The organism is Dyella japonica A8 (assembly GCF_000725385.1).
In the GTDB taxonomy this organism is placed as follows: domain Bacteria; phylum Pseudomonadota; class Gammaproteobacteria; order Xanthomonadales; family Rhodanobacteraceae; genus Dyella; species Dyella japonica_C.
Window position 1 is genome coordinate 4781672 of record NZ_CP008884.1, and the last position, 19508, is coordinate 4801179.

General features: G+C 61.4%; 19 protein-coding genes. 8 read left to right on the plus strand and 11 right to left on the minus strand.

From position 1 onward, the window contains the following. Window positions 1-172 precede the first annotated feature (172 nt). Complete coding sequence (locus HY57_RS20430) at window positions 173-937, plus strand: SDR family oxidoreductase (protein WP_019465894.1); 765 nt, start codon at window positions 173-175, stop codon at window positions 935-937. A gap of 132 nt (window positions 938-1069) precedes the next feature. Here HY57_RS20430 and HY57_RS20435 read toward each other — a convergent pair whose 3' ends face one another. Further along, window positions 1070-1900 (minus strand): SGNH/GDSL hydrolase family protein, encoded by an 831-nt coding sequence (locus HY57_RS20435; RefSeq protein ID WP_019465895.1) that lies wholly within the window; start codon window positions 1898-1900, stop codon window positions 1070-1072. Window positions 1901-2128: 228 nt separating this feature from the next. Here HY57_RS20435 and HY57_RS20440 point away from each other — a divergent pair, with 228 nt between their 5' ends. Then, window positions 2129-2977, plus strand: coding sequence for an alpha/beta hydrolase (locus HY57_RS20440; protein ID WP_019465896.1), 849 nt, complete (start codon window positions 2129-2131; stop codon window positions 2975-2977). A 53-nt stretch (window positions 2978-3030) separates the two neighbouring features. Here the strand turns inward: HY57_RS20440 and HY57_RS20445 are convergent, their stop codons facing one another. Together HY57_RS20445 and HY57_RS20450 are read right to left on the minus strand one after the other, a co-directional pair. Further along, entirely contained in the window at window positions 3031-3438 is a 408-nt protein-coding gene (locus HY57_RS20445) for a hypothetical protein (protein WP_019465897.1), read from the minus strand. 95 nt (window positions 3439-3533) lie between these two features. Next, entirely contained in the window at window positions 3534-4262 is a 729-nt protein-coding gene (locus HY57_RS20450; protein WP_200873893.1) for a CDGSH iron-sulfur domain-containing protein, read from the minus strand. Between the two features lie 482 nt (window positions 4263-4744). Between HY57_RS20450 and HY57_RS20455 the strand changes: the two genes are divergently transcribed. Beyond that, window positions 4745-5746 carry a restriction endonuclease gene (locus HY57_RS20455; protein ID WP_019465900.1) on the plus strand — a complete coding sequence of 334 codons (1002 nt, stop codon included), beginning with the start codon at window positions 4745-4747 and terminating at the stop codon, window positions 5744-5746. A 189-nt stretch (window positions 5747-5935) separates the two neighbouring features. On the opposite strand, the gene HY57_RS20460 is transcribed toward HY57_RS20455, so the two are convergent. Together HY57_RS20460 and HY57_RS21765 are read right to left on the minus strand one after the other, a co-directional pair. Further along, complete coding sequence (locus tag HY57_RS20460; protein WP_019465901.1) at window positions 5936-6250, minus strand: HigA family addiction module antitoxin; 315 nt, start codon at window positions 6248-6250, stop codon at window positions 5936-5938. 153 nt (window positions 6251-6403) lie between these two features. After that, window positions 6404-6730 (minus strand): hypothetical protein, encoded by a 327-nt coding sequence (locus HY57_RS21765; protein WP_144240862.1) that lies wholly within the window; start codon window positions 6728-6730, stop codon window positions 6404-6406. Between the two features lie 633 nt (window positions 6731-7363). Between HY57_RS21765 and HY57_RS20470 the strand changes: the two genes are divergently transcribed. From HY57_RS20470 to HY57_RS20485, 4 genes are all read left to right on the plus strand, one after another. Next, the gene (locus HY57_RS20470; protein ID WP_158407939.1) at window positions 7364-9205 is read left to right on the plus strand and encodes a PAAR domain-containing protein; all 1842 of its coding nucleotides are present in this window, start codon (window positions 7364-7366) and stop codon (window positions 9203-9205) included. Continuing rightward, the gene (locus HY57_RS20475) at window positions 9192-9863 is read left to right on the plus strand and encodes a DUF2931 family protein (RefSeq protein ID WP_019465904.1); all 672 of its coding nucleotides are present in this window, start codon (window positions 9192-9194) and stop codon (window positions 9861-9863) included. The genes HY57_RS20470 and HY57_RS20475 overlap by 14 nt, the downstream gene beginning before the upstream one ends. A gap of 121 nt (window positions 9864-9984) precedes the next feature. After that, window positions 9985-10668 carry a DUF2931 family protein gene (locus HY57_RS20480; protein ID WP_019465905.1) on the plus strand — a complete coding sequence of 228 codons (684 nt, stop codon included), beginning with the start codon at window positions 9985-9987 and terminating at the stop codon, window positions 10666-10668. A 160-nt stretch (window positions 10669-10828) separates the two neighbouring features. Further along, a complete protein-coding gene (locus tag HY57_RS20485; protein WP_019465906.1) occupies window positions 10829-11320 on the plus strand; it encodes a hypothetical protein in 492 nt (163 codons plus the stop codon). Window positions 11321-11672: 352 nt separating this feature from the next. On the opposite strand, the gene HY57_RS20490 is transcribed toward HY57_RS20485, so the two are convergent. The 6 genes from HY57_RS20490 to HY57_RS20510 form a co-directional block, all read right to left on the minus strand. Continuing rightward, window positions 11673-11993 (minus strand): hypothetical protein, encoded by a 321-nt coding sequence (locus HY57_RS20490; protein WP_019465907.1) that lies wholly within the window; start codon window positions 11991-11993, stop codon window positions 11673-11675. After that, window positions 11986-12423, minus strand: coding sequence for a hypothetical protein (locus tag HY57_RS20495; protein WP_019465908.1), 438 nt, complete (start codon window positions 12421-12423; stop codon window positions 11986-11988). Before HY57_RS20495 ends, HY57_RS20490 begins: the two co-directional genes overlap by 8 nt. 237 nt (window positions 12424-12660) lie before the next feature. After that, complete coding sequence (locus tag HY57_RS21370) at window positions 12661-13935, minus strand: AAA family ATPase (protein ID WP_081500676.1); 1275 nt, start codon at window positions 13933-13935, stop codon at window positions 12661-12663. Between the two features lie 2 nt (window positions 13936-13937). Beyond that, window positions 13938-14690, minus strand: a complete 753-nt coding sequence (locus HY57_RS20500; protein WP_019465909.1) for an NrdJb — start codon at window positions 14688-14690, stop codon at window positions 13938-13940. 226 nt (window positions 14691-14916) lie between these two features. Next, complete coding sequence (locus HY57_RS21025) at window positions 14917-15462, minus strand: histidine biosynthesis protein HisIE (RefSeq protein WP_192813458.1); 546 nt, start codon at window positions 15460-15462, stop codon at window positions 14917-14919. 156 nt (window positions 15463-15618) lie between these two features. Then, the gene (locus tag HY57_RS20510) at window positions 15619-17766 is read right to left on the minus strand and encodes an adenosylcobalamin-dependent ribonucleoside-diphosphate reductase (protein ID WP_019465911.1); all 2148 of its coding nucleotides are present in this window, start codon (window positions 17764-17766) and stop codon (window positions 15619-15621) included. A gap of 345 nt (window positions 17767-18111) precedes the next feature. On the opposite strand from HY57_RS20510, the gene HY57_RS20515 reads away from it, so the two are divergent. After that, a complete protein-coding gene (locus tag HY57_RS20515; RefSeq protein ID WP_026034039.1) occupies window positions 18112-19482 on the plus strand; it encodes a Do family serine endopeptidase in 1371 nt (456 codons plus the stop codon). The last annotated feature ends 26 nt before the right edge of the window (window positions 19483-19508 follow it).

Here is a 19508-nt window from a genome sequence, read left to right on the forward strand (position 1 = left end):
GCTCCCACAGAGGGCGGCGGGCACCCGACCGCCCCCAAGGGCCCTGACTTCACTCGTTCGAAGAAACCGAACGTTCCCATCGCGCCCGCCGTACGTCATCGCAGGGCGGCGGGCACAAGCTTTCTCCAACGACGCCACCGGCGTCACTCATCAACCTGTTGGAGAAACCCCCATGTCACGTCTCAATGGAAAAGTAGCGCTCGTCACCGGCGCCAGCGCCGGCATTGGCCGGGCCACCGCGAAGCTGTTTGCCGCCGAAGGCGCCCAGCTGGTACTTGGCGCGCGCCGCGAGGCCGAGCTTCAGTCCCTGGTCCAAGAGATCGAGGCGGCCGGCGGCGTTGCCGTCGCCCTGGCCGGCGATGTTCGTTCGGAAAGTTACGCCAAGGCCCTGGTCGACCTGGCCGTTGCCCGCTTTGGACGGTTGGATATCGCCTTCAACAATGCCGGCACGCTGGGTGAAGCCGGCGCCAGCACCGGGGTCAGCGAAGCCGGCTGGAACGATACGCTGGCCATCAACCTCACCGGCTCGTTCCTGGGCGCCAAACACCAGATTGCGCAAATGACCCAGAACGGCGGCGGCTCGGTGATCTTCACCTCCACCTTCGTGGGCTATTCCTTCGCATTTCCCGGCGTGGCGGCCTATGCGGCAAGCAAGGCGGGGTTGATTGGCCTTACCCAGGCGCTGGCGGCGGAGTTTGGCCCGCAGGGTGTCCGCGTGAATGCCATCCTGCCCGGCGCCGTGGACACGGACATGTACCGCGATATGAACAACACCGCCGAATCACAGGCGTTCGTCACCCAGTTGCATGCGCTCAAGCGCGTCGCCACACCGGAAGAGCTGGCCCGTTCGGTGCTCTATTTCGCCTCCGACGACGCTGCGTTTGTCACCGGCACCGCATCGCTGGTGGATGGCGGTGCATCCATCACGCGCACGTAGTGGGCCAGGTCCGCGCCACGGGGAAGTGGCGTGTGCTTTCACACGCCACTTGAAGAACCAAAAGACTCCGGAGTCGGCGGGTAGCCCCGAGCCATGCTCGACAGGAAACGCCCAACTCCTGCCCTGGCGCCATCAACGACGGGCGTTGATCTCCTCGTACAACTTATCCCCCACCAGCTTGCTGACTTCCGTCGACGGGTGTTCGCTGTAGTAATAGAAATGCTTCCCGGGGTCGGTACAGGTCGGGCCGCCCTTCCCGCCGAATATCTCGGTGTAGGCACACGGGTCTTTGGTGTTGGTGATGCCGTAGGCCTCGGGATGGGTGAACACCTCGTCGAAATAGTCACCCCAATGGCTGAAGCGCAGGTCGATCCCGAGCTTCGCGCGCAAGGCCGGCACCAGCTTTTCATAGGCGGGATTCAACCGTCGCCCCTCTTCGGCGAAGTCCGGCATCCTGGTGGGCAGCAGGGCCAGTTCAATATGGCGCGCCCCCAGGGATGTCAGCATCTCGATCTGCCGGGTGATATTTCCCACGCTGACGTCGAGCGGCACGTTGTCGTCGTTGGCCCCGCCCGCGATGAAGAACAGCGTCCGGTCCGGATCGAACGTGATCGACTTGTTCCGCACGCGCGCGGCAAAGTCCTGCACCTGGCGGATCATGCCCACTTCCAGCAGGTAGCCCTTCGCCAGCTTGCCAGGGTCATCGCCCGTGGCTCCGCCTGCCACGGCGAAATCGATGCTCTCGCTGTTGGCGTTCTTGTCCCTTGAATGCGTGAACGGCAGGTTCATTCGTGTGGCCAGATAGCCCACGGCTGTGGGCCCGTTGCTGACCAGGTAACCCGCACCCATGTCCGAGAAGCTGTCGCCAAAGACGTAGAGGCGCTGAAAATCGGTAGCGGCCTGCGCGCGCGGCGCTGCCGTTGCCGTCCACAGAAGAACGAGAAAGCCAAGCACAAGTCGCATGGGACGCTCCGTGTTCCAACGCCGAATGGGTTGGGAATAGGCATCTACCCATAACAGGTCGCCCCGAAGGCGCCAATGGCCGAAAGGGGGATCACGCCGCGAACACGCGCACCGGAAACAATGACCGCCACCTGCCCCGGCTCGTCCGGGGGCTTTTGTGGCGCCATCCCGGATGCTCGCGGCGCATCATCCGGGCGAGCTGGAACCGCATGCCCGGAGAGCAACCTCATGTGGCGACTCCCTGCCCTCGCGCTGATGCTGCTGGCACCCCTCGTCAGCCACGCGCAAACCGTGAAGCTATGGCCCGGCGTGGCGCCCGGCTCCGAGCATTGGACGCAGAAGGAACAGGTGGAGAAGAACACGCCCGTCGGCACGGTGATCATCAACGTCGTCGAACCCACCCTCACCGCCTACCTGCCCGAGCCCGGCACGGCCACGGGCACCGCCGTGGTCATCGCACCCGGTGGCGCCTTCGTGGCGCTGGCCATCGACCGGGAAGGCAACGACGTCGCGCGCTGGCTGCAGGCCCGGGGCATTGCCGCCTTCGTGCTCAAGTACCGCACCATGGAGAAGCGCCAGCCCGGCATTCCGCCCAACATGGATATGGATGCAGCCGGCCAGTACGGCATCGCCGATGGCATCCAGGCGATCAAGCTGATCCGCCAACATGCCGCCGAATGGCATGTGTCACCCGACAAGGTCGGTATCGTCGGCTTCTCCGCCGGCGGCATGCTGGCGAGCGAGGTGCTGCTTCAGCACGACGCCAGCGCCCGCCCCGACTTCGCCGCACTCATCTACGGCGCACCGTTCGGCCGCATGCCCAGCGTTCCCGCCAAACTGCCACCGGTGTTCATGGCGTGGGCGCAGGACGATCCGGTGGCGCGGGATGATGTGGCCCGGTACTACGCCGCGCTGCTTGCCGCCGGCAACAAGCCCGAAGCGCATATCTATAGCGCGGGTGGCCACGGCTTCGGCATGACGCAGCAAGGCACCACCAGTGACCGGTGGATCGATGAGTTCCATGCGTGGATGGTGGCGCAGGGGTTCATAGCTGCCAGCGCGCGAAAAGCACACTGACTGCGTTCTCTCTTGCCAGTCCGCAAGGACACCGCGCGCCTGCCGTCATCGCGTCAGCCTGACGTTGCCGCATCCTTCGGCACATGGCGGGTGATCCACCCGATGATGAACTCATCCAGCGGCATCCGCTCCGGCACATCGATGCCGGCCTCACGAACAAACGCCGCTGCCGCCTTGATCAACGACTGCCGCGCAATACTCGTCGCCTGCCGCGCCGCCGCCTGCTTCTGCCGCAACTGCACGATATGCGCGGAGGGCTTGCCGGGCTTGGCGTACTTCTGGAATTTGCGCAACTCATCCGCCGCCAGCGTGGTGTCGAAGGCGGCTTGCAGCGTTGCTTTGTAGGCCTTCAGCAGGGGGATCAGGGAGGCGTCAGCCTCCACACCTGCCAACGTGGCGTCGTCGGACTGCTCCAGCGAAGCAAGAAGAGCAGCATAAGGAAACAGCATGGTGGTGATCATGGAAGCTACAGAGCGCGAGGTCGCTCAGGATAGGCCCTGATCGCGGGAATACGCCATCCGGGGGCGCAGCCCGATCGAGTGAACACCGCCGCCCCTCAGTCCCTGAAATGAATCGCCGCATGCGTGCCATCGCAGAAGGGCTTGTTCTTCGACTGTCCGCATCGGCAGAGCGTGACGCGGTTGCGCACCTCGTAGGTGAATCCGTCTGACGAGACCACCGGGATACCGCCGCGCAGCCACAACGGCCCGCTACACGCCTCCACCGGGTCCTCGACGAGGCCAATGGAAACCGGCAGCGGCGTTTCCACCGGCGCCCCTGTGGCCCGGTCCCAGGCCACCAGGCGTCCGGACGGGCACTGGTTGACCTGGCGGATGAAGTTGGCGCGCACCGGCGGGTCGTCGGTTCCCCCGACCTGGCTCCAGACCTGCCCGTTGGGATCACAGAACCGGGCGAAGGCGCAGAGGTTTTCCACATCCGTCAGCGCGTGCGTGGGCCCGTTCATCACCTGCGCCTGGTCCAGATACGGCTCCCGGCTCGCCGTTTCCGTGCCGTCAAAGCCCACCTTCTGGTGCGAGCCATCGCAAAACGGTTTCGTCTGCGACTGGCCGCAGCGGCATAGCGCGTAGGTGGGCTTGTGTTCGATGGGCGGACCTTCCCTCCACTCCTCCGAACCACCCTGGGCATCGGCGACCACGGTTTGCTTCGCGAGCGGGATATCGCCAACGACCAGATACGGGCCGTTCTTGGAAACGGTCACCTGGACGTGCGCTTTTGTCCGTACCATGCGGTTCCCCTTCAGCGCCGAGATGGTTCTGATGGCCAACCATGCGCCCACTGAAGCGGCGGCGGTGTGAACAAGGAGCGGAGCCGAAGAACCCCAGGCACAGGAAAGGAGCCGGGACGGAGGACCGGGCACACCTATGCCGAACCAAGCGCCGATCTTTTTCGTGGTTTTTTTCGCCGCCCGCCAATTTTTACGACTTCTAAAGATCCTCCTGATGAGGATCCAACAATCGCTCGCTTAATCTGACCCTGCTCCCGAGAGATACGCACAACTCCCCGGAGCGAGCGACCGCCCTGCTGGCGGAGCACCACCAGCCCACTGATCACGGCTGGGTGGACAGATGGGCGGCCGCGCAGGCCGCCCATTTCCTTTTGTGGGGTCCATATCCGATAGCCGCAACCAGGCGACTGCAGAGACGCCCTCCAGGAAGCGCCCGCTACCCGTTCTCGCGCGGACTTTCGGCTCCTTGTGTGAGCCGTTATGCTCGAAGCAGCAAGGACCGTCGCGGCTCAGGGGGAGTTATGGCGAAGCGCAAGGAAAGCGGCATTGACATCGTGGCATCCCTGCCATGGCCACTGGGCATCGCGTCAGGTTTCATAGCGTTTATCGGCATCCAGTACGGCATCGGCTGGATATGGGGTTCAAGCAATAACTTGTTCCTTTCCGGCTTCGCCAAAGCCACCACGACTGGCATCTACTCGCCTTTCGCCTGGTTCTTCCTGATTGCCTGCTGCGTGGCAGCACTGCTTTCCTTTCTCAAACGACGCCGACGCCGGCAACTGCTCGGCGCCCAGACCGGCATGGACAGCCTTCGCGACATGGACTGGCAGGCATTTGAGCTGCTGGTTGGCGAAGCCTTTCGGCGTCAGGGCTACGCCGTGGAAGAAACCGGTTTGGGTGGCGCAGACGGCGGTAAAGATGTGGTGCTACGCAAAGGCGGCCGAAAATCCATCGTGCAGTGCAAGCAATGGCGATCACAGCGGGTGGGCGTGCCGGTGGTGCGCGAAATGTACGGCGTCATGGTCCACGAAGATGCCGACGCAGTGAAAATCGTTGCACTCGGCGGCTACACGCCTGAGGCCATCGCCTTTGCGCGCAACAAACCCATTGAGCTGATTGATGGCCATGCGCTGCTTGCTACGGTCATGGACATACAAGCGAAAAATGCACCCGATGGGGCTCTGGACAATCCACTGCTTTTCGCGGGAAGTGCCGCGGCCTGCTTACTGGTCGCGTTCGCGCTACCCACTCAGCCGCAACATTCCTCAAGGGTTTCGAACCCGGCGCCACCGTACGTTGGGGACACTCGCATCACAGAACCTGCGACGCCAACTAAACCCTTGAGCCCACCCGTTGCCGTACCGCCGGCTATGAAAGCCACCGTTCAACCAGCCCCCAAAGTCTATAAAGCCGATCCCCCCATGACCGACGCGGAACTTCGCGACTGGGAAAGGCGCAATCGCGAAGCCATGAAGATCATGGAAAAAAATACACCGGAGCTGGCTACACCACCTCCGCGCTGAATTCGCCGAAAGAGTGGATGTATAGACGAGCCCCTCATACGTCCAGAAAGCGCACTCTGACCGCAGTTTTGCTGGCCCAATTTCGGCTGCTTTACGCGGTCTTTTTCCATCCACTCAAAACAATCTTCTGGGCATGCTTATCCTGACTCTTAACAAGTCGGCCAGTTGCTGCGCTTGGTGCATACCCGCCTAGTCTTGCGCCAACTCACACTCGAAGCGCCAAAGATCGTAGCGGGCTTGCAGCGCCAGCCAGTAGAACGGACTGGTGCGCAAGGCGACGCCGAGGCGAAAGGCTTCCTCGGCATGAAGGGGAGCTCCCTTCATGATGCGGCGTAACAGCCATGCGGGGACGCCGCTAGACTGCGCCAGGTCGCGGGTGCTCCAGGCAAGGGGGCGCAGGTAGTCGTCGCGCAGGACCACGCCGGGGTCGCGCAGGGGCGCGGTGTTGTCCAGTTGCATCTGGGGGTGCAACGGGACCAAGGGAGGCATCAGGATGCGGGGCATGGGGGCTTTCTTCGGGGTGCACGGGGCCGATGGATCCGGATGAAGGGATCCATGTAGGGGTGAACCTAAACGGGGCGTGCGTGATCGCCCGGGTGTGGCGTGCCGACAAGGAACAAAACGGCACGCCACAGGGCACGATCACTCAGAACGCGCTTACGCGCTCAGCGTTCGCCTTTCGCCGAGTTGCCGGGCGTACTGCTCCAGGCACTGCATGGCCACCGCCACGCCCTGCCGGAGAAGCGGCGGCAACGGCGCCAGCGACGGCAAACCGGGATGCCGGACCGCGTGGCGATACCGCTCGTCTTCCTGGCGCAAGCGTGCCAGCGCATAAAGCGCCAGCGCCACGTCGTCCAACGTGGAAAGCCGCAGCGATGTGGTGCTCAGGCAGGCTGCCGGAGGCCCGGCGGTGGGCGAGACGCGGGGGCGTTGCCCTGATGGAACGGAAGGGCACGTGCGTGCCTTATGATCGTTGGTAGCCATGATCAACTCTCGTGTAGTTGGTGATGGTTAGCGGGTCGTCGGTGTTCCAGCACCGGCGGCCCGCGACTCACGGCATGTCTGCCGTGACCGCCCGCAACCCCGTCCGAAGACGCCCGCGCGCGGTATCTGACACGTTAGTGCAGAGGCCGGGGCGAACACATCGGGTGTACGGCTTGGTCGCGTGTAGGGTTTGGCTAGGGCGCTCGCTTGCCCTGGACAGGCGGGGCGGTCGGCTGCCCTGTCATGGCCTCACTGTCATTTCCGCGTGCCCCACCAAGGGGCAAGGGCAACAGGCGCCGCTCAACCGCCGAAGGGCGGGTCATCCTGCGTCTTGGTCGTGGGAGTGCACGCTGAGCCGCGCGTTTCTTCTCGCCATCAGGCCGCGGTCGCGTCAAATACCAAAACAGCCAAGACAGGGCTCAGAGTCGACGTTTTGAAAAGTGCGCGCTGACCGTTGTCTTCACTCGCTATTACCCCTGTTTTCGTTTTCCCGAGGTAGCGAAAAGACCTGCAACTGCCTGATGGCTTTTACTTACGTCCATGGCAGGCATGGCCCGATTGTTACGGCGAGTTGCCCCATTTCAACTTCTCTGTACGGCGGCCGCCTGGAATCGCCGCATAAGGAGAAGCGACATGACCAGCAGGTATGGCTTGCACGGCGACCCGACGACGACGCGCGGCGTGGTTATTGCAACCTTGTCCACGACGTTCAACGGCAATCGGCGAATGGCCGTCCTTGGCGATCACGCTACCTGCGGCAATTGTCCGGGCACATGGCCGATCATCGCCACCGCAGAACGCAGGAAGGATAACGGCCGCCCCACCGTTCTCGATGGGGATTGGGTGGCCTGTCCCTGTAAAAAGAACCACGTTATCGCAACGGCAGACAATATGGCTTACAGCCATCCGCGAGGCGAGAACTTTACCGCCGCGAGTGCGGCGACAGCCCTCGGCACAGCAGTAGCGCCTTCGCCATCGGCAAAGCCAGCGCCACCCGCCATCCGCGACCAGAACACCTCCACCGAACGCCGCTGCGTGCTGCGCATCGGCGTGTTCTTCGACGGCACCAGCAACAACGCCGGCAATACCCAGATGTTCGACCAGTGCCGCGCGTCTTCCGCCGACGCGCTGGGGCAGGATGCGCAAGAGCAACAAGCCATTGCCCAGCATTGCCAGCCGTACATGACCCAGCCGGACAGCAGCTATGACAATGGCTATACCAATGTGTGGCGGTTGTATCAGTTGTATAGGGACAGCACGCGCGAATCGATTGGCGACGAGGATACGGAGTATTTCCTGCGCATCTACGTCGATGGCATCGGCACTACCACCGGCCAGCCGGACAGCACGCTAGGGCTAGCCTTTGGTACCGGTGATACCGGCATGTTGAAGCGAGTCGAAGAAACTCTCACTCAAGCGATTCCGCAGCGAATTGACGCATTTTCACGCAAGAACATTAACGTTGCTATCGAGGCCATCGAGTTCGATGCGTTCGGCTTCAGTCGTGGAGCGGCCGCCGCCCGCCATTTCGTGCACGAAATCAACCGCAAGCAAAGCAGTCCGTTGGTGCAACCGTTGCAAGCCAGCGGAGCGCGTCTAAGCAGCAGCTTCAATACCACACGCGATCTGCGCGTGGGCTTCGTCGGCCTGTTCGACACCGTGGTGTCGCGAGCCAGCATGGCCGATGGCCTGAACGTGCGTGGTGGCCGCAACGGCCCGCTCAAGGTCGCGCTGCCCGCCGGATGCGCGCGCCAGGTAGTGCATCTGGTGGCGCGCAACGAACATCGCGCCAACTTCATGTCCACCACCGTGTGGCCACAGCACTGGGAAATCGCCTTGCCCGGCGCGCATTCCGATATCGGCGGCAGCTACCACACCGACCACGAAGGGCCGCTGATGCTGGTCAAGCCCATCCGCAGCATCGAACCGGTGCAAGAGCACGGGGGCAACCTCTACGCACCGCCACCGGAGCAAAGCCGCGCCTGGCGGGAGGCCCATGCCCAGCGCCAAGGCTGGCTTGATCGTCTGGGCCACATCGACGAGCGAGCCGTGACGGTGGACGCTTGGCAGCAGTGGGAGGAAGCGCCGCCAGCACGCGGCAGCGTACGCAATCTTCGCCAGTGGGTGGCCTACGCCACGCTGCGGCTGGACCGGCCCATCGATTGGCGTTATCAGCTGATTCCGCTGCGGGTGATGCACAAGTTGGCACAAGAGGCCGGCGTGCCTTGGAGTCAATCCCCTGATGATGTTCCAGCGTTGACGCTGCCCAACGAGCTGCTCTCCATTGCCGCCAAACTCATCGATCGGCAGTCGCTAAGTCTGGACGAGGAAGCGATGCTTGCACGCAAATACCTGCACCAGTCGGCCCACTGGAATCTCTTTCGCTACCAACGGGGCAGCGCCGAGGAACTGCTCTACTTCGATCGTCCCGATCCCTCTGGTCGCCGCGTCGTGCTTCCCAATGAAGATCATTAAGTGGCTGAAGTTGTTGCTTTGTGTGTTGCTGCTTGGCTGCGCTCAAGCGAAGAGCCGTCAAAGCAATGGCTTGCCATACGACAGTTGGTATCTCGGATTTGTGGCGCCAGCGAAGATGGAGGTGTGGCTGGAAACGGCAGATGTTGAAGATGCGCAGAAGCGCATCTTTCGTGGCGCCATGAGCGGTACGGTGGCATTGGCATACCGGGCTGCCCCGGATGGTTGGGGTGAACCGTCCATAGGAGCAGGTCGCGACATCCGTTCTTTTGGGTTACCTCAGCGCATCTATGTGCGCTGGCAATCGCTGGTGGAGCCGCAGACCTATCGGGCCATCATCGTCATCCCCGAAACGGTGAGGCAGCAGATGCTGCACCAAGCACCATCTGTATTGAAAGCAGGCCGGTTCGATTACCAAAATTTTCTGAGCATCGGACTCGCGCCCGGCGGATGGATCAAGGTATGGGTCATGGGGGCCTCGACTGAGCCGGTGGAAGTGCTGTGCACGCGCGCGCAGATTGAACCTAAGGGGCCTGATCTTGGGCAGTACGAAGGGAGGTATGTCACATTGAACCGAGAAGTGAAGGACTACCTTCAGACACACCCCATCCCCTATGACTCGTGGGCATGTCCAAATGCCACGTCGTCGGCCGCGCCATGACAGCCCGCCCATCTGCATCAGCCCTCCCATTGGCATGGCTTCCGCTACCAACGTGGCAGGACCGAGGAACTGCTCTACGTCAACCGTCCCGATCCCTCCGGTCGCCGCGTCGTGCTTCCCAATGAAGATCACTAAAGCATGGCTCAGCGCATGGCTCTGCCTGCTGCTCATGGGCTGTGCCCAAGCGCAGAGCCGTCAGGGCAATGGCTTGCCGTATGACAGTTGGTATCTGGGTTTCCAAGCACCAGCAAAGATGGAAGTGTGGCTGGAAACAGCCGATATCGAAGATGCGCAGAAGCGCATCTTTCGGGGCGCCATGAGCGGAACCGTGGCATTGGCGTACCTGGCTGATCCGAAGGGCTGGGGTGACCACATTCCTATCGGGAAGGGACGCTACATCGAAAATCTAGGTTTGCCTCAGCGCATCTACGTGCGCTGGCAATCGCTGGTGAAGCCGCAGACCTACCGGGCCATTATTGCCATTCCGGAGGATGCGCGCCGATTGATGCTGACCAAGCCGCCCGAAGGAGGACAGGGCCCAGGCGTTGACTATCCGAGGTACTTGAGCATCGGACTAGCGCCGGGCGGATGGATCAAGGTGTGGGTCATGGGGGTCTCTACCAAGCCGGTGGAGGTGCTGTGCACGCGTGCACAGATTGAACCTAAGGGGCCAGGACTTATTCACGACAGCTACGCCTATTCCTTCGACGTGCTGGAACCGCAAACAAGGGAGTACATCCAAACGCATCCCATCCCTTATGACTCGTGGGCCTGTCCGAATGCCACCTCGTCGGCTGCGCCATGACAGCGCACCCATCTGCACCCGTTGGCGCATGGCATCTCTTAGCTAACCAACGAAGTAACCAACATGGCGCGAGCAGCGAACAGGTAAGAGCGTCAAAAAATCCTGGGCCCATGGCACGGGAACCTGTTCACCCTCCCCCCAACACTTTGAGGAGAAGCCCATGTTTGGAATCTCGCCGCCCGGATGGATACACACCCTCGGCAGCCTCCCGGCCATTCCGGCCGCCGCCTATATGTTCGGTCGCTCCGGTCGAATCGTGCCTCGCTCAACCGCCGGCACCGTCTATCTTGTGTCGATGCTGATCGGCGCGGCCACCATCGCCCTCATTGCACACCAGCCCGTCAGTTACGTCATTGCGGGCGCCACACTCGCGCTACTGCTGGTGGGTTATGGCGTCGAACGGCTGCCCTGGCGGCAAGGGGCTAAGCGATACATCGAGACCATCAGCCTGACGCTGACCTCATTCTTGCTCATGTTGCCGGCCGTGTCCGAAACCCTGCGTCGTGTCCCGGACGGTCACCCGCTGGTGACGGACCCGAAGTCACCGATGCTTCTCGGCGCGATGGCCGCGCTGCTGGTGCTCCTCATCGCCGGCATCACGGCGCAGGTCATTTACTTGCGTAAGTCCAGACAGCTGGCCCAGACGGTGTGAACACCGTGGCGACCAGCCCACAGCAGAACGGCGAAAGTGGGTGGTCGCACTGGTAGTCGTGGGGTCGGAGGTAGTTAGAGCGACTTAACTACTTCCGCTCCCTTTAACGTCTAGGGCAAAGAGGGGTCAGAGTGCATTCTTCCAAGAAAAAAGCACTCTGGCCCCTTTTTTACGAAGTGTTTTATAACCGCCAACGGCTACATGGCAGCCCGGGATATCGATCACCGGACGACTATGAATGCAGTCGCCCGGTGTCTTAATTAACCCGTCCGAGAAATCGGGAATGGTCCAGATGGTCCACTCTGACCCCTGTTTTCGTTTATAGAAAAGTACGCTGACCCCATTTTTGTAATCAATCCTTAGAGTTGGGCCCATAGGTGGACTTAAGCCAGCTAGCTCGCTTTTCCGATTTGACACCGGAGAATGCCCAGCCCCTGTTGCCCTTGTTCACAGGAAGGTCCACAACCAAAACTGCGGCCGTACTACCCTCGCCCGACGCTTTAATCTGATCCTTCACAAGGTCCCGCCATGCGGACGAACTCTTGCCTTGAACGATCCACGTGGACGCGAAGTGATGCCACCAAGCGCCACCTTGTTCCTTGATCGTCCCATGGATGCGGTCGAGCGTCGCTGGCGTTGCCCGGTCAACGGTAATCATGCAGAACTTACTCACCGGGCTCTCCCGTGGAGTCCAAGGTCAATTTAGGCGTGACCTTCCCGCTCGTCGACCGCTTTCTCCGCGGCCGCTGCGCCGAGAGGTACGACACCGCTTCGTCGCCTGATGCACTGTCGCCCAGTCGAAGCCTATGATTCGAAAGGTCTACAAAACCCTTTGCATCCAGCTCACCCACCATTAGGGTTTCGGGGCGCCGTGCGGCCTGCACGCAGACATAGATGACCGTTCCCAAGATGATGAGGGCGGCAAACCCAAGGACATACGCAACGAGCCAGGCACCAACAGGCGACGACAGTAACGCCATTAGAACTTTGTAGGTAAAGAAAAGGACTATTGCGAGCACGGCTGTCAGGAACCCAAGAATAGTCTTGGGCATTTTCACCTGGCCGGCGAGCTTTGATCCCACTTGGCTCAAATCAAAGGCCATCCGTTGATCCTCCCTAGAAAGAGGATACCAATCTGAGGAAGCGGAAAGCACCTCCCGTCAAACGACGCCAGCCTTGCACGGAGATCGCGTATTCCTAGATCTCACTGGCTTCGCCATCGTCCACACGCAAAAAAAGAGGCAGAGTGAGATGGCCCCGTTAGCTTCCACGCCGCCCCTGTTTCGGTCACAAAAAAGCCGAAGTATTCACTTCGGCTTCTTAACTCCAAACCAATCCATTTACACCGTTTTAGACCACAAGCTAATCGCATTATCGAAATCGTTAAGAACAATTTCTTCTGTAGAAGAGTTCTTAATTAAAAGCCATCGCACGACAATTCTAAACTTCGGATCCAGGAAACGATAAAAATTACTTTTAGGACTCCTAGTGATGACAGGATGCTCTCCACCTGCAAGATCAGACAAAATCTGAGCCACGTTAAGAATCCTGCCACCTGAACTCTTGGGAAACTCTTTCCCAAGGATATCCTCAATATCTGCGCGACCAAAATCATATTTATGGCACGCGCCAAGGCAATAAAGAATCTGGTTGCGTCGGCCAATTTTTGTGGCCTTTGCATTTAGATTGGGCTCGATTCTTGCAATATCCTTGACCAGAGAGGCCTTTACCCAGTCCTTAGTTCCTTCCACAAAAGCAGCCGCGGAGATCTCACCATTTCTATCTTCTACTGCCCAAGCTATGTGAAGGCACAGCTCATGCATAAACTGCGGAATTCTGTCCGAATGATAACTAATTTGCCGCCAAAATCGATCCGCATAAGCCAATCCATCGGGAGAATACTCGAACTTCAATAATTCAATGAAGCCGGTGTGCACCAATTCCCGCGCCTGAGCCTCGTCTAGGCGAGCGACCTCAGGAATCTCAGTCAATCTGTTTGCAATGGTTCCAGAAAAGCTTGAACCACTAATTAACTTACGAACTTCATTTGAAGTTCCTACAAGCAATATTTTGACCTGATGCCGTGCATAACGCTCATCGTCAACGAGCAGCAAGAGCCCGGCAAGCTCCCTTATCAAGCTTTCGCTTTGAAGCACCTGCTCTAAATTGTCAAACACCAAGCAAGCCGGCTTGTTCTGCGCACGAGTCGAAATAGACTCAAGTGCAGAATGAAACGGGTCCACGCTGTAGACAGATTTATCTTGCGATTTGACGCTCCCCGAAACAAATCCAGGAACGCCACCACCAAGCTCGCGTAATGTAGTTCTCTCCGCCATGGATTCACGACAAATGGTTTGGAGAAGAACTTCGGCTATAGAGCCGGCTGTCGCGCAAAGCCCCATATTTGCGATCTCAATATGGTAACTGAGCTCTCCTAGAACTTTCTTATATAGCCAAGATTTGCCAGAACCACTTTCGCCATGAATCACCACGTGCTTTGGCACGTCGAGGCTACGGCGAAGTCCCTTTTCGAGATCCGGTCTAGATATATAGGTTTTTGGATTCACGCTCGCGGCGCGGGGCGTAAAAACATCAGTTGGATTCAGAGCGCCCATCTTTAACCGCACTTGCTATACCCACAATTCAAACAAGTCTGGCATCCATCCATCAGCACCAGCGCCTGCGTATTGCACTTGGCGCAGAGGGTGGCGCCGGGCGGGAAGCCGTTGGCGTTGGTGGGTTCGGCCTTGGCTTCAGCGGTAGCAGCCGGCGCGGGGCTCTTGCCGTTGGCAGCCGCTTCATAAGCCGCGCGCTTTTCGGCGATGAGCTTACGGGTGGACTCGTCCATTTCCGGGTCGTGGATAAGGCCGATGGTCTTCATGTGCTGCTCGATCACCGCGCCGATCTCGGCGACGATGCTGGGCATGTAGATGCCGCCGGCTTTGAAGTAGCCGCCGCGGGGGTCGAAGACGGCCTTCATCTCTTCCACCAGGAAGGTGACGTCGCCGCCCTTGCGGAACACGGCGGAGATGATGCGGGTGAGCGCCACGATCCACTGGAAGTGGTCCATGTTCTTCGAGTTGATGAAGATCTCGAAGGGGCGGCGCTGTTCGTACTGGGTGCCGACGTTGAGCACGATGTCGTTGACGGTGACGTACAACGCGTGTTCGAACAGGGGCGACTTGATCTTGTAGGTGGAGCCGACGAGCGTTTCGGGGCGCTCCAGGCTCTCGTGCATCTGGATGACTTCGGCCTTGGGCGCTTCTTTGGAAGCGGCCGGGGCGGCGGCGGGTGCAGCGGCGGACGCGGCCTTGTCCTCGGGCTTGACGACGTTGTAGCCCTTGATCTTCTTTTCGATCTTGATCGCCATGGTGTGTGCTTCTTTTGACGGGATTGGCGGCGCGCTGCGGCTTGGGATGACTGGCTGACTGGTGTCGTGGAGCGGGCTCGCATTCCGGGGCGTTGAAGTCACTGGATTCCTGCCTGCGCAGGAATGACGAGCTACGGAATGAGGGAACGCTGGACGGTCCGGTCTGCATGGCAGCTCCGGAACGGTCCGGCCCGGCGTTGGCACGCCGGGCCGGATCGGGTGCTACTTACTTACGGCGTGCGGTCTTCTTGGCGACCTTGCGGACGGCCTTCTTCACGCTCGCCTTCTTGCTGGCAGTGGACCTCTTGACCGCCTTGGCGGCGGTCTTTTTACCGGCGGCCTTCTTGACCGTCTTCTTCACGGCCTTTTTGGCCGTCTTCTTGCTGCTGACCTTACGAACAGCCTTCTTGGCAGCGGTCTTGCGCACTGCCTTCTTGGCGGCCTTCTTGGCGGCGGTCTTCTTCACCGCCTTCTTGGCGACCTTCTTGGCAGCGGCTTTCTTCACCGCCTTCTTGGCGACCTTCTTGGCGGCAGCCTTCTTGACCGCCTTCTTCACGGTCTTCTTGGCGGCAGCCTTCTTCACCGTCTTCTTGGCGGCCTTCTTGGCGGTCTTCTTGGCAGCAGCCTTCTTGACCGCTTTCTTGGCGGTCTTCTTGGCCGGAGCTGCCTTCTTGGCCGCAGCCACCTTCTTCTTGGCGCGAGCCTTCTTGGGCTTGGCGGCCGCGGCCACTTCGACCACGGGCACCTCGACCGGCGCGTCGACGACCGTCACGGCTTCTTCTTTCACTTCAAACTCGGTATCGATAGACATGCGGGTATTCCCCTCCGACGTGGATTCTGGAACTTGTGTTGAGTGCCTTGCCACCGGGTATTCGGTATTGCTCTTGGCAGTGGGTCGGTGCCTGTTACCAGGCAACCGGTACGTAGTTTAGAACTTTCCGTAATACCCTTCCTTCAAGGCATCGAACAAATTGGCGGCGGTGTGCATTTCGCCGTCGTATTCCACTTCTTCGTTGCCTTTCAGTTCCACAACACTACCGTCCTCCAATTCGAAGCGGTAGAGGGTGTTCTCCAAGTCGGCCTCTTTGACGAGCACGCCCTGGAAAGCAGCCGGGTTGAAGCGGAACGTGGTGCATCCCTTCAAACCCTGTTTATAGGCGTAGAAGTAGATGTCCTTGAAGTCTTCGTAGGGGTAGTCGGTGGGGACGTTCGCCGTCTTGGAGATGGACGAGTCGACCCACAGCTGCGAGGCGGCCTGGATGTCCACGTGCTCCTTGGGCGAGATGTCGTCGGCGGCCACGAAGTAGTCGGGCAGCTTGGACTTGGGGTCGTCCGAGAAGGGCATGGCGGCGGCGTTGATCAGGGCGCGGTAGGCCAGCAGCTCGTAGCTGTAGACCTCGACCTTTTCCTTGGTTTTGCGGCCCTCGCGGATCACGTTGCGCGAGTAGTGGTGGGCGAAGCTGGGCTCGATACCGTTGCTGGCGTTGTTGGCCAGGGACAGGGAGATGGTGCCGGTCGGGGCGATCGAGCTGTGGTGGGTGAAGCGCGCGCCGGTTTCGGCGAGCTGTTCCACCAGGTTGGGGGCCACGCTGGCCACGCGCTGCATGTAGCGGCTGTATTTGGCGTGGAGCACGCGGCCGGGGATGGCGTCGCCTACCTTGTAGCCGTCGGCGGCCATTTCGGGGCGCTTGCGCAGCATGTCGCCGGTGACGGTGTAGTCGCGGGCCAGCACGGGGGCCACGCCCTTTTCCTTGGCCAGGTCCAGGGCCACTTCCCAACCGGCCACGGCCATTTCACGCGAGACGTCCTCGGTGAAGCTGACGGACTCGGCGGAGCCGTAGCGCATCTTGAGCATGGTGATGGTGCTGCCCAAGCCCAGGAAGCCCATGCCGTGACGGCGCTTGGAGAGGATCTCGTTGCGCTGCTGCTCCAGCGGCAGGCCGTTGATCTCCACCACGTTGTCCAGCATGCGGGTGAACACCTTGACCACTTCGCGGTATTCGTCCCAGTCGAAGCGGGCCTTGGGGCCGAAGGGGTCGCGCACGAAGGTGGTCAGGTTGATCGAGCCGAGCAGGCACGAGCCGTAGGGCGGCAGGGGCTGCTCGCCGCAGGGGTTGGTGGCGCGGATATGCTCGCACCACCAGTTGTTGTTCATCTCGTTGACCTTGTCGATCAGGATGAAACCCGGCTCGGCGAAGTCATAGGTGGACACCATGATCATGTCCCACAGGTGGCGCGCGCGAATGTGGCCGTAGATCTTGCAGGCCACCAGGCCGTCTTCGCGCTCCACGTAGTTCTCGTGGGTGGGCCACTCGCGCCACACGACCTTGGCGGGGTCGGCAAGGTCGATCTCGTCCTGTTCCTTGACGTGCACGGGGAACACCATGGGCCAGTCCTGGTCGTGCTCCACGGCCTGCATGAAGCCGTCGGTGATGAGCAGGGACAGGTTGAACTGGCGCAGGCGGCCGTCTTCGCGCTTGGCGCGGATGAATTCCTTCACGTCGGGATGGCTGACGTCGAACGTGCCCATCTGCGCGCCGCGGCGACCGCCGGCGGACGACACGGTGAAGCACATCTTGTCGTAGATATCCATGAAGGACAGCGGGCCGCTGGTGTAGGCACCGGCGCCGGACACGTACGCGCCGCGCGGACGCAGCGTGGAGAACTCGTAGCCGATGCCGCAGCCGGCCTTCAGCGTAAGGCCCGCCTCGTGCACCTTCTCCAGGATGTCGTCCATGGAGTCGCGGATGGTGCCGGACACGGTGCAGTTGATGGTGGACGTGGCGGGCTTGTGTTCCAGCGCGCCGGCGTTGGAGGTGATGCGGCCGGCGGGAATGGCGCCACGGCGCAGCGCCCACAGGAAGCGCTCGAACCAGTGTTCGCGGAGTTCCGGCGTGGCTTCCACGTCGGACAGGGCGCGGGCGACGCGCTGGTAGGTTTCGTCGACGCTGCCGTCCACCGGCGCGCCTGACTTGGCTTTCAGGCGGTACTTCTTGTCCCAGATGTCGTAGGACGCTGGCTGCAGCGGAATGGCGGCGCTGTCGCGATTTACGGCGGATGCACGCATGGTGCTCATCGGCTTCCTGACCTCTCGGTGTGGCCTCACGGCCCCGTGTTGGTTGTTCTGTTCGGCTAAACCGCTCGCACCGGATCGCGCTGAAACCTAAGCCCGCGCTTTTGCCCGATGCCCGCGTTCCCTGCCCGACCCGTTGACCCTCTCCCCCCGGGAGTGCCCCGTGACACCAGCTCTTGGGTGAACTCCCCGCCTTGTCACACAAGATGTTGTGGTCGCGAACGGAAGAGAAAGTTACCCCTGCCCTTGCCCGATGTAAAGTGATTTCGTCAGCGCCCGATCGATGGAACCGTCGACGTCGCGGTGAGTCGAACGAGCGTTGATTCCACTCGTGAAAAAGGAGCTTCCATGTCTGCCCGTTTCGTCCACCGGTTGGCTGCTGCCGCCCTCGTATTGGCTGCCGCGACACCTTTGGCCAGCCACGCCGCGCTGCCCCCCACCGTGGACGGGCAACCGCTGCCGTCGCTGGCGCCGATGCTGGAAAAGGTGACGCCGGCGGTGGTGAACATCTCCACCAAGACGCGGGTGCAGGTGCGCGATCCGTTCTTCGACGACCCGGTGTTCCGCCAGTTCTTCGGCCTGCAGGGTTCGCCGCGTTCGCGCGTGGAGCAAAGCCTGGGCTCGGGCGTGATCGTGGATGCGGCCAAGGGTTACATCCTCACCAACAACCATGTGGTGGGCGGCGCGGACGACATCACGGTGACGCTGCAGGACGGCCGCGACTTCAAGGGCAAGCTGGTGGGCACCGACCCGGATACCGACGTGGCGGTGGTGCAGATCCAGGGGAGCAACCTGCAGGCGCTGCCGATGGCGGACTCCAGCAAGCTGCGCGTGGGCGACTTCGTGGTGGCCGTGGGCGATCCGTTCGGCCTGGGCCAGACGGTGACCTCGGGCATCGTGTCGGCGCTGAGCCGCTCGGGCCTGGGCGGTACGGGTTTCCAGAATTTCATCCAGACCGATGCCTCGATCAACCCGGGCAACTCCGGCGGCGCGCTGGTGAACCTGCGCGGCGAGCTGGTGGGCATCAACACCATGATCCTGTCGCCGTCGGGCGGGAACGTGGGCATCGGCTTTGCCATTCCCACCAACCTCAGTAACGAGGTGATGCAGCAGCTGATCGCGCACGGCAAGGTGAACCGGGGCAACCTGGGCATCGAGACGCAGGACATCACCCCGCGCATTGCCAAGGTGCTGGCGCTGAAGGACAACAACGGCGCGGTGGTGACGCGCGTGACCTCGGGCTCCGCCGCCGACAGCGCCGACATCCAGATGGGTGACGTGATCACCGCCATCGACGGCAAGCCGGTGCGCAACGCGCAGGACCTGCGCAACGCCGAGGGCCTGATGCCGCTGGGCAGCACGGTGAAGCTGACCGTGCAGCGCAACGGCGCCACGCGCGAGGTCAGCGCCAGGCTGGTGCCGGAGAAGCTGGCCACGGTGGACGGCGCCAAGCTGGATCCGCGACTGACCGGCGTGACCTTCAGCGAGCTGTCGCAGAACCTGCGCAGCCAGGGTATTCGTGGCGTGAGCGTGGGCGAGGTGCGCCAGGGCAGCCGCGCCGCGCAGGCGGGCCTGCAGGCTAACGACATCGTGATCGGCATTGGCAACCTGCGCATCCCAGACCTGCGCACGCTGCAGCAGCTGAGCGGGGTGAAGCCGCGCCAGTTGGTGTTGGTGGTGTCGAGTGATGATGGGGTGCGGTACGTGGAGGTTCGCTGAGGGGGCTGGTTCAACGCCCTGGCTTG